Source organism: Streptomyces sp. sk2.1, assembly GCF_008120935.1.
GTDB lineage: Bacteria > Actinomycetota > Actinomycetes > Streptomycetales > Streptomycetaceae > Streptomyces.
This window is the reverse complement of record NZ_RDBO01000069.1, coordinates 7,326-17,139: the sequence shown is the minus strand read 5'-3', so window position 1 is coordinate 17,139 and position 9,814 is coordinate 7,326. Positions and strand designations below refer to the sequence as shown.

9 protein-coding genes and 3 pseudogenes are annotated in these 9,814 nt (G+C 70.2%); 6 read left to right on the top strand and 6 right to left on the bottom strand.

All coding sequences use genetic code 11. The features are described 5' to 3' along the window. Positions 1–285: transposase (locus tag EAO76_RS24380; protein WP_148838094.1), on the top strand; the 285-nt coding region annotated here is incomplete at its 5' end. 265 nt (positions 286–550) lie between these two features. Here EAO76_RS24380 and EAO76_RS24375 read toward each other — a convergent pair. Next, a complete protein-coding gene (locus EAO76_RS24375; RefSeq protein ID WP_262375711.1) occupies positions 551–1,651 on the bottom strand; it encodes a glutamate--cysteine ligase in 1,101 nt (366 codons plus the stop codon). 1,658 nt (positions 1,652–3,309) lie between these two features. Between EAO76_RS24375 and EAO76_RS24360 the strand changes: the two genes are divergently transcribed. The 4 genes from EAO76_RS24360 (at position 3,310) to EAO76_RS24345 (ending at position 8,079) form a co-directional block, all read left to right on the top strand. Further along, a complete protein-coding gene (locus EAO76_RS24360) occupies positions 3,310–4,761 on the top strand; it encodes an MGH1-like glycoside hydrolase domain-containing protein (RefSeq protein WP_148838079.1) in 1,452 nt (483 codons plus the stop codon). A gap of 342 nt (positions 4,762–5,103) precedes the next feature. Further along, entirely contained in the window at positions 5,104–5,955 is an 852-nt protein-coding gene (locus tag EAO76_RS24355) for a hypothetical protein (protein WP_148838078.1), read from the top strand. After that, positions 5,955–6,134 carry a hypothetical protein gene (locus tag EAO76_RS24350; RefSeq protein WP_148838077.1) on the top strand — a complete coding sequence of 60 codons (180 nt, stop codon included), beginning with the start codon at positions 5,955–5,957 and terminating at the stop codon, positions 6,132–6,134. Before EAO76_RS24355 ends, EAO76_RS24350 begins: the two co-directional genes overlap by 1 nt. A gap of 463 nt (positions 6,135–6,597) precedes the next feature. Then, a complete protein-coding gene (locus EAO76_RS24345) occupies positions 6,598–8,079 on the top strand; it encodes a hypothetical protein (RefSeq protein WP_262375710.1) in 1,482 nt (493 codons plus the stop codon). A 44-nt stretch (positions 8,080–8,123) separates the two neighbouring features. On the opposite strand, the gene EAO76_RS24340 is transcribed toward EAO76_RS24345, so the two are convergent. The 5 genes and pseudogenes from EAO76_RS24340 to EAO76_RS24325 form a co-directional block, all read right to left on the bottom strand. Further along, positions 8,124–8,426, bottom strand: a complete 303-nt coding sequence (locus EAO76_RS24340; RefSeq protein WP_148838076.1) for a hypothetical protein — start codon at positions 8,424–8,426, stop codon at positions 8,124–8,126. An 84-nt stretch (positions 8,427–8,510) separates the two neighbouring features. After that, positions 8,511–9,011 carry an ABC transporter permease gene (locus EAO76_RS24335; RefSeq protein ID WP_148838075.1) on the bottom strand — a complete coding sequence of 167 codons (501 nt, stop codon included), beginning with the start codon at positions 9,009–9,011 and terminating at the stop codon, positions 8,511–8,513. Continuing rightward, on the bottom strand, positions 8,917–9,234 hold the full coding sequence (locus EAO76_RS47715; protein WP_148838074.1) for a hypothetical protein: 318 nt from the start codon (positions 9,232–9,234) through the stop codon (positions 8,917–8,919). Before EAO76_RS47715 ends, EAO76_RS24335 begins: the two co-directional genes overlap by 95 nt. A gap of 32 nt (positions 9,235–9,266) precedes the next feature. Then, positions 9,267–9,398, bottom strand: a pseudogene (locus EAO76_RS46575) (IS3 family transposase); the annotation flags it as partial. 2 nt (positions 9,399–9,400) lie between these two features. Next, positions 9,401–9,625: pseudogene (locus EAO76_RS24325) on the bottom strand (transposase); the annotation flags it as partial. Between EAO76_RS24325 and EAO76_RS46570 the strand changes: the two are divergent. Further along, a pseudogene (locus EAO76_RS46570) lies at positions 9,625–9,814 on the top strand (hypothetical protein); the annotation flags it as partial. The pseudogenes EAO76_RS24325 and EAO76_RS46570 sit on opposite strands and share 1 nt — an antisense overlap.

The following is a 9,814-nucleotide window of genomic DNA, read 5'->3' as shown; positions in this document are numbered from 1 at the left end:
CCTCGTCACCGGCCGCGACGGCTGTTCGCCGACCGCGGCTACGACTACGACAAGTACCGCCGCATCCTGCGGGCTCGGGGCATCACCCCGAAGATCGCCCGTCGAGGTGTCCCGCACGGCTCGGGGCTGGGCAAGACGCGCTGGGTCGTGGAGCGGACCTTCGCCTGGCTCCACCAGTTCAAACGACTGCGGATCCGCTACGAGATACGCGCCGACCTCCACCTCGGACTGCTCCAACTCGCCTGCAGCATCATCTGTTTGAGACGACTCCGAACCTCATTCTGAAACGATCAGTAAGAACGGCCAGCACGTCCGCTACGACCACGCGGACAGCGGCGACCCCAGGCCTGTTCGCGGTAACTGGCCCTCCTTCCCCTGGAACCGTAGCCCCCATTCGTGACCCTGCGTCCTAACCGGCCGAGAGCACGGCGAGGAGAAAGAACCGGGCATCCCGGACAGGCCGACCACTGCTCGGTGAACGGTCTGCTTTATGCCGCTGTTGGAAGAGCGCTCATCACCCTCCATCGACGAAAGTCTGTGAGGGACAAGCTCAGCGTCCGAGACAGCTGGGGGCGGTGAGGGTACCGGCAAGGAGGTAGTCGACGGTGTCAGCAGGGCGCTGACGCCGGCGCAGGGCGGCCCGCTGACGAACCGCACCCGTACCGTGAAGGCTCAGCCGGGAGACCAGGCTGTCGACCAGGGCTGCGTCACCATGCTGAACGAGAGCGGGCCGGATCCAGGCCAGCAGTTGCCCTACCCGACGCCAGGCCGGGGCGAGCCGACGGGAAACCGGGTCCAGAAGCACTCCGCCGAGTCCTTCACGGGCACCACGCCACGACGCGGCGCGCAGCAGATGGGCATCAGGCCGCGAAGCAGGCCGGCCCGCGCGGACATCGTCCAGCGCTGTCGCCACAGCCGCCCGGACCAGAGCGGCGAACAGCACCGTGTCATCGACGCACAGGCCCGCATCCGCGACCCGAATCTCCAGTGTGGGCACGTGGTGAGAGAGCCGGACATCCCAGTAGATCCCCCCGACATCGAGAACCACGCCCGTCCCGACCAGTGTGTCGACGGCATCGTCGTAGTGCGCGGCAGAGGCGAAGTACGGCGGAGGACCGGCAGCCGGCCAGCGAGCCCAGCACATGCTGCGCCAGCCGGCATACCCGGTGTCCCGCCCGCCCCATACAGGCGAATTCACCGCCATCGCTGCCAGCACCGCGATCCAGCCCCGCAGATGGTTGCTGACCAGAACTGCCTCCTCACGGCTGTCCATACCGACATGGACGTGACACGCACAGCACACCTGCTCCTCATCCAGCGCCCCGAACATCCGCCCACTGCGCTCATACCGTTCCCCGGGCATGAACGGCGGTGCGCCCCCGGGCGAGAGAACTGGCGAACCGCTGGAGATCAGTCTGGCTCCGTGCGCGACCGCCGCGCGTGACAGGTGCAGCCGGTTGGCGTAGAGCTGTTCGGCGAGTGCGCCCAGGTTCTGGTGCGGCTCGGTACGTGTCTCCACCTGGTAGCAGGTCAGTTCCGGCGCGATCAGGTCGGCCAGCTTGGTCCGGGCTGTGGCGATGACCGGCATGGCGACTGGTGCGAGCATGCGTGAGTGTGGATCGACGAGGAGGAACTCCTCCTCGACTCCCACCGTCAGCCGGGATTGTCTCGCTCCTGCCGACGGTGCCCTGTCAGCCCTGCGCCCGTGGATGCTCCTGCCGCGGGATTGTCGACTCTCCACGCGAGCATCCTCCACCGGCGACAGCAGGGGTTCCACCACGAGCCCGAACCCGCCCTGAACCGACCGGCAGATGGCCGAAGAACTCCGTTCGCTCGAACCTGGACAGTACCCATGCGCCTGAGGGCGAGCAGGGCGATCGGCGCTGTACTCGGTGGCTGCCGCAGTCTGGCTGATGCTCCCGGTACGACTTCCACTCGCAGGGATGAAGCTCCACCTGCCGTCTGTGCCCCAAAGCCTCACACGACCGTCCCCGGGCGAAGGCGGCGCGTTGGCGGCCGGGAGCCGGTGATCCGGCGTAGCGCGCCATTCCATGCCGCACCGTCCAGCTCTCGCCTCGCTGGCGCGGAGAGCGCACTCTCAGCGAGGGCACGACGCGTTCCCACGGCCGGTCCTGCAGGGCGACCCAGCACACCGCCACACCGTCCCAAGCGCAGCGGTCCGTACGCATCTGCGCCTCTTCCTGCGTCATGGGCGACAGCTGCGCCTCCAGCGCCATGAAGGGGCGGTCGCGCTCGTCGAAGACCATCACGTCGGCCCGCCAGTTCGGGGCCTCGCCGCTCACCTTCAGTTCGGCTCGCCATCGCCGCCCAAGCAGCCATGGCCAGCTCCAGCTTCAGGAGGTGGTGCTCCGCTGACTCGTTCGCCAGCTCGCAGTTCACGGGCCGAACCTGGTGGTAGAAGTGCCGGACGACCTGCCGGGAGGCCCGGGCGAAGGCCCGACCACCGCACTCCGGACACGCCAGACACAACCCCTTGATCCGGTGGACGTCCGTCCAGGCGCGGCCGCACCCGAGACCGTCCATCGACGCGTCCAGCCGGCCCCACACCGGGTGTACGACGGTGTACCCCATCAGCCCCTCGTGTTGCCCAACGGCAGCCAGCGTCCCCACGCCGAGACGATCTCGTGCCGCAGATCCCGCAGAAGGGCGGGAACTCGGCGCCTTTCTGGCCAGCCCTGACCGGCCCCGGCCGCTGCCCCACCTGGCGGTCGCGGACACCGAGATCTTTCTGGAGGAGGGCGGGCACACGGTGCCCTCCGAGCGGGAGAAGGAGCTCTCCCGCGCCCACGGCCAGGCGTTCAAGGCCCGGGAGAACGCGGCCATGTACCGGGCCGTCGCCGCCGACGCCCGCACCGAGAAAGCACTGCGGGCCCGGATCACCGAGCACCACTCAGGGCCTTGGGGAAGCATCGGAACGGATTTGGTGATAGTGGGACGGTCGCCGGGTTGTCCTGCGGATGGGGCTCAGCTGTTGGCGGAGGCTGGGTTGGGAGTCCCGTGCGCGATGCCGACCCGCATGGCATCCCGAAGCCACGGCGAAGTGGCAAGTAGCTCTCTGTGAGTTGGGGTGGCACTTGGTCAGCAAGGGGGGAGGGGTGCTGGAGTTCGGCACTGCCGGGTCCCTCGCTGCCGTGCGATTGACTGCCCCCTGGGAATCAATACTGGACGAAGTTATTTATTCCGCGATAGGTTCCGGTCCCGTCCATTCCGTTCCGAACAGCCGCCCGCCGTCGGCAAAGGCACCGAGGGAAACCGGGGTGGAAACGACTACAGGGCAAGGACCTGGGCATGACATCGGCTGACCCGATACCGTTCGACCGCTCAGGCATTCCCGAGCCGGTCCTTGACTCGGCCCCCCACCTGATCAAGCTCTACTGGGCCGCATGGGCGATGGCCTGGGACCACGTGGTCGAGCGCGAGGGCGTCGCGCAGTCGCCGTACATGGACGAGGGCTTCGACCCGGACACCATCTGGATCTGGGACACCTGCTTCATGGCGCACTTCTGCAAGTACGCGCCCGGCAGGTTCCCCGGCATCGAGAGCCTGGAGAACTTCTACGGGGTGATGTACGACGGCGTCGAGTCCTCGGTGTCCGTCCAGCATCCCGACAATCCACCGCTGTTCGCCTGGTCCGAGGAGGAGTACGTCCGCCACACGGGCGACCTCGCGCGGGTGGCCCGCATCATCGAACGGGGTTACCTGCAGCAGCACTTCGCCTTCTTCGACACGGTCCGACCGGGATCGCTCTTCCCGTACAGCGTCGTCCCCACCACCGTCGAACGCGCCGACCGGGGTTACCTCTGGAACGGCGTATGCAGCGGCATGGACAACACGGCGCGGGCCACTGAGCAGGGGGAGGGCGGCACGTACGGCGACATCCTCTGGTTCGACGCCGCAGCGCAGCAGGCGCTCTCGGCACGGAGCATCGCCCGGCTCGCCGAGCTCGTGGGGGACCACGGCCTCGCGGCCGAATTCTCGGCCCGTCACGCCGAACTGGTCAAGCTGGTCGAGGACTTCTGGGATCCGGAGACGGGGATGTACTTCGACCGCGCTTCCACCGCCCCGTTCAACTTCCACCGAGTGAAGACACCGGCCGCCTACTGGCCGCTGCTCGCCGGCGCGTCCGGCCCGGAGCAGGCGGCGAAGCTGGCCGCCGCGCTGGAGGACGAGGCCGTGTTCGGCGGTGACGTGCCATGGCCCTCGGTGGCACGCGAGGACGCGGCGTTCCGGGGCACGGGGCACTACTGGCGCGGTGGGGTGTGGATCCCGCTGGCCTACATGAGTGCGCGGGCACTCTCGGACGCCGGGCACGGCGCCGTGGCGGCCCGCGCCGCACGCCGACTCCTTGACCACATGGCCCGGACCTACGCCGATCACAGCCCGTCGACGATCTGGGAGGCGTACGCGCCGGACCTCGCCGCGCCGTCGACCGGCAAGGACGACCAGTACATCGTCCGCCCCGACTTCTGCGGCTGGTCCGCGCTCGCCCCGATCGCCATGCTCATCGAGCATGTCCTCGGATTCCGGGTCGACGCGCCGCGCAACGAGGTGACCTGGACCCGTCCCGGTCGTGCGGCCGGCATCCGGGGCCTGTGGTGCGGCACGACCTCGCTGAGCGCAATCGACGACGGAAACGGCCTGCTGAGCGTGGAAGTAAGCAAGCCGCTCAGGCTCACCGTCGACGGCGCCACGTTCGACCTCGCCGAGGGTCGCCACACCCTGCGCGTTCTGCAGGTCTGACCAGGGCATCGGGCGGCGGCTCCCGCAGCGCCCTGCCCGGCTGCTGACGAGGTTCCCGAGTCCCCTGTTCCGGGTGTTTCTGATGGGGTGTCCAGTTCCCAAGCTGGTGAGGGATCGGGTTCCCCGGTTAGTGAGGGATCCCTCGCGAATGAGGATTCACCTAGGACTGACTCACCTGAGGACGGGCGAGCGCTCTTCTCATCCGCCGTAGGCGAGGTACAGGTGAGTAAGGGCGCTGCGCCTGTGGAAAACCCGGCCGGTGACGGCACTGCCGCTGGCCGGGGCGAGCCCGGTCTCGCGCTTCGCGCGGGTGGGAAGACCCAGCCCTCGTCGAAGAAGCCGGTGGTCGAGAACCGCGGCAGCGGGACCGGGGGCGGCTGCGGCTCGTCGCACACCGGTCCGCGGCTGGCGATGAGCCCGGAGATTTACACCGTGCTGGAGCCGGTGCACCACCTCCTGGCCCAGGTGACCAACGCGTTCGTCGCCCGGAAGATCGCCCGCGAGGTCGGCCGCCAGATCACCGTCGGCACCAGTGCCGAGCGCCTGCGGCACCGGCCGACGGCCCGGCTGACCGGGACGATGGCGGACCAGATCCGTGACCCGGGCCGGTGGCTGCTCGGGGTGGCCCTGCCCCGCTGGGGCTGTGGCTACGCCGACTGCGAGTCCGGCACCATCTGGCGTACCCGCACGGCCTGCGAGCTGTGCGCCGAGATCGTCCAGGACAAGGCCGCCGCTCGCGAGCGCGCCTGCCGTGCCGCCGCCGGCCTGTGCCTTCAGCACGGCACCCGCCCGGGCCCCTTTGGCCGATGCAACGACTGCGACCTCGAGACCATGGCCGCCCGGCCTGCCGACATCCCGGCCCGGCGGACCGTGGAGGGACCGGAGCAAGGAACGTGCGCCGAATGCGGCGCGCGGATCTTCATGACCGGCCCCGCCCTGACCGACAGCCTGTGCAAGCCCTGCCGCCAGGAGCTCCACCCGGACACCGCCTCCGCGCCCCGGACCGTCGCGGTCGTTCCGGCGCCCGCCCAGCCCCGCACCGGGACGCCCGCCCCGGTTGAGCCGGTCGAACAGCCCGGTCCGCGGATCTGTCAGGGCCGGGAGCAGGGCGCGCCGTGCACGCGCGAGACCCTGCCGCTGCGCCGCCTGTGCCGTCGGCACATGGTCCGGCAGATCGCCGGGGTGGTGGCCTGATGACCAGTACCCCGCAGCCCTCCGATGTCGGCCTCGCCCGCCAGGCGCTGCTCGCCGCCCGCGAAGCAGTGCAGCGGACCGGGCACGCCCGGAAGACCAAACCGGGATGGCGCACCGGCACGCCCTGCGGCGCGACGGCCGCGAGCTGCTCGGACTCGGCAGCGCCATCAGCCGGATGATGACCGAACGCGGCCTCGTCGCCCCGGCCGAAGGCGTCGCAGGGGCCGGCGGCCCATGGACGCACAGCGGCTGGCCGCAGCGCGATGCAAGTGTCCCGGAGCTGGCGCGATATAGGTGGCTCCCTTCACCACGATGGTCGCCTTGGGCTACGGTCACCGCTCGAGGTGGCGAAAGGAGCCGTGCCGATGACTCACCATGTGTTGACCGCCGTCGGCGTCGGAGGCGAGCCGGTCGCGCAGGAGGCCCGCACCACCCCGCCCCCGCTGGCAGTGGTCGCCTCGTACGGCGATCTCCATGCGTGCGACTACGTGGTCGTGGCTCAGGACGCGTCCGTGAGTCTCTATGCCCGTGACCATGGCGGGACGTGGGACCTCGTGTGCGCCGGTACCGACGCCGCGACCGTCGACGAGCTGCGTCTGTGGTTCGACCTCACCCACCACTATCCGGGGCCCGACGGGACCGATGAGGGCCATCCGCTCGGCAGGGCTCCTGCGGCGGGGGCTGGCGGGCGCATCGACTCGGCGCGCCGTCGTTCTGGTCCAGGAACACATCAGCGCCCGCGGTCTCGACTATCCGGTGCACGGCCTGGAGGCGGACCGGTTCGCCGCCGGGTGGAGCGTGTACACACCCGTCGACATCGATGACAGCGACCCGATGGCCTTCCTCGACCTGCCGCTCGACCGATCCGTGTTCCTGATCAGCGACGTGGGGCGGATCAAGGAGGTCACCACCGCGATCCCACCCGAACAGGTACGGGCCCTGTTCACAGCCGAGGAGGCCTTCGTACGGCGCGCACCCGTCGAGGAGTCGTTCATGAACGGCCTCAAGGAGGAGTTCGAGCGCCTCGACGCCCGATCGGGGCAGCCCGGAGCCGTCGCGGATTTCACCGTCGTCTCCGCCCCGTCCCAGGAGTTGATCGCGGGCCGGGTGTCCGCGCTCGCTCATGAGACCGCGCAGCAACTGGCCCTGCTCGGACCGGTGCAGTGGGACCGCATGACCGCGGTCTTCTCATGCACGGTGTCCGCCGAGACGGCCGACGTTTCCTTCTGGAACCGCGAACGGCCCATGGACGTTCGGGTCCCCGAGCAGATCGCGCTCCTCGTACGTCGCCAGCGGCACCTCGCGGCCGCCATGCCGGCCGGCCCGTGGCTGCGCATGCTGCTCACCGTCGCCAAGGCCGCGGACGGGCGTGCGCAGGTCTCCACCGAGTACGACTACGGTGACGAGCGCCTGCCCGACGGTCAGTTGCTCGCCCCGTCGCACTACCGCAACGACCTCGCCGCCTACCCGCGGACCGAGGTGCCGACCTGGCTGACGGGCTATATGGGAGCACGCGGCACGCGTGCTGAGCGCCCGTGTCCGGGGCCGGCCGAGCGCCCCTTCGTGGACAGCAACGTCGGTTGGTCGACACGCCTGGTGGCCGACCGGCACCGCATCACCTACGGGCGGCACACGCTGGACTGGGACGAGGTCAAGTGGGTCCGGTATCCGGTCTCCCGTACCAAGCACCAGGGCTTCCTGTTTCCGTCTATGTACACCACCACGTACACCTTCGGCGTGGGCACGTACGCGGACTCGCCGGAAGGCCTGCGTGATCTGGGCTGGAGCAGGGGCGGGAAGCGGCCCACGGACCCCGCGGAGTGGTTGGCCCTCGTCGACTTCGTCCAGCGCATCGTCGAACCCCGGCTCCTGGCGAAGTACCTCGACCTCATCCGGCGGGGCGGGGCGATCATCATCGGCGAGGTGCGCGTGCACCGTGACGGGCTCACGCTGCGCGGGGTCATGGACGCCAACTGGCGCTCGCTGACCGGTGTCGAGGTCGCGAACGGCCTGGTCTGGATCCACGAGCAGGGCCGACCACAGGCGGTGAGGGTGTCACTCGGCAGTGCCAACGCCGTACTTCTGCCACGCATCGTGGCGGCCATGACGGCCGGGACCGGGTAAGGGGCACCCGCTTCGTACCGGGACCTGGACGTGGCCGCGCTTCCTTACTCGGGGAGGCGGGAGCCGGCCGTGGCGGCGGTAGTGATCAGTGCCCCCGTGCAGAGCCCCGCGACGAGGGTGAGGCTGGCGGCGCCGAACAGGGCGCTGGTGTCGAGGCCTTCCCGTGTGGGCATCGCGGCGCTGCTGAACAGGGCGGCACCGAGGACCGTGCCCAGCTGGAGGGCGGTGGCGGTCACCGCCGCGGCAGCGCCGTGGCCCCGGTCCGCCGGGCCCGCCGTGGCCACGGAGAACAGCGGCGTCATGGCCGTGCCCAGACCGAGTCCGGCCAGCACCGAGCCGGTCAGCACGAGGGCGAACGCCCCGCCGGATCCGATGCCGCCCAGGGGCAGCAGCCCGACGGCGGCCGGCAGCAGGCCCGCCGCGATCAGCCTTCACGGCGCCATGCACCGCAGCAGGCCGGAGGCGATCCGGGTGGAGCCGATGACGAAGGCAACGCCCGTCGGTAGTACGGCCACGCCGGCCGCTGCCGGCGAGAAGCCCATGGCAGGCCCCATGGAGAGTGACAGCGCAGGAAAGAGCGCGAACAGGCCCGCCGAGCCCAGACACAGCACCACCAGGGTGCCGATCCGGTCGTGCTGACGGGCGAAGGTGCGCGCGGAGTGCGCAGCGCCCGCACTCGCGAGCAGGATGACGCCGATGCCGAGCGGGACCAGGGTCGAGGGGGCTGCCCAGTCGTGCGGGCCCACCCCGTACAACTCGTTGCCCGTGAGCACGGCGCCCGCGGAGCCCAACAGCAGGCTCGGCGTTGCGAGCCCGGGGCCGCCGGGCCCCGCGCGGTCATGCACCCGGTTGGCCGCGACGATGAGGGCGATCAGTATGAGGAGGACATTGGCGTACAGGCAGCCGCGCCAGCCCACGGACTCGGATATCACCCCGCCCCGCGGGCCAGCCGCCGATCGCGACCGCGGCGTAGACACCGAAGGCCCGGCCTCGCTCCCTGGGGTCGACGAATTGGGCCGCGACCAGCGCGAGCGCGGCGGGCGCCACCAGCGCGGCACCGGCGCCCTGCAAGGCGAGGGCCGCGATGAGTACGCCGGCAGTCGGGGCGAGCGCGCCGACAACCGCAGCCACCACTACTGCGGACAGCCCTGTCATGAGCGTCCGTTTGCGGCCCAGCCGGTCTGCGAGGTGCGGACATAGGTCATGTCCGCCACCCAGAGCCGGTCGGGCCGGGAGGCGGTGAAGTCGCGGTCGACCAGGTCCAGCGGCCGGGGCGCCAACGGCTCCGGGACGGTGGTGCGGCGCCGCCGGCCACGGATACTGACTTCGGCTTGCCGAGGGTGAGGCCGGTGCCTGCTATGAAGCCGTCGAGGGTTTCGGGCCGGTACTGGAGTCGTTTGAGCCAGTTGCGGACGAGGACCTCCAAGCGGTCCAGGGCGACGACAGCGAGGTTGGACAGGCTGCGCTTGGCATGGGGCCACACGCTCTCGACCGGGTTCAGGTCGGGCGAGTAGGCGGGCAGCAGGAACACCGTCAGCCATTTTCGTGCGTCGGTCAGAGGCGTCGTCCGCCCCGCCCCTCCGGGCCGGTGCCTCACCGCTTCGCGTCGTCGACCTGGACCGCTTGGAGGTCCTCGTCCGCAACTGGCTCAAACGACTCCAGTACCGGCCCGAAACCCTCGACGGCTTCATAGCAGGCACCGGCCTCACCCTCGGCAAGCCGAAGTCAGTATCCG

Coding starts and splice junctions, on each gene's coding strand:
- EAO76_RS24360 (WP_148838079.1), top strand. CDS start 3,310: ATGACATCGGCTGACCCGATACCGTTCGACCGCTCAGGCATTCCCGAG.
- EAO76_RS24350 (WP_148838077.1), top strand. CDS start 5,955: ATGACCAGTACCCCGCAGCCCTCCGATGTCGGCCTCGCCCGCCAGGCG.
- EAO76_RS24345 (WP_262375710.1), top strand. CDS start 6,598: ATGAGGGCCATCCGCTCGGCAGGGCTCCTGCGGCGGGGGCTGGCGGGC.
- EAO76_RS47715 (WP_148838074.1), bottom strand. CDS start 9,234: ATGACAGGGCTGTCCGCAGTAGTGGTGGCTGCGGTTGTCGGCGCGCTC.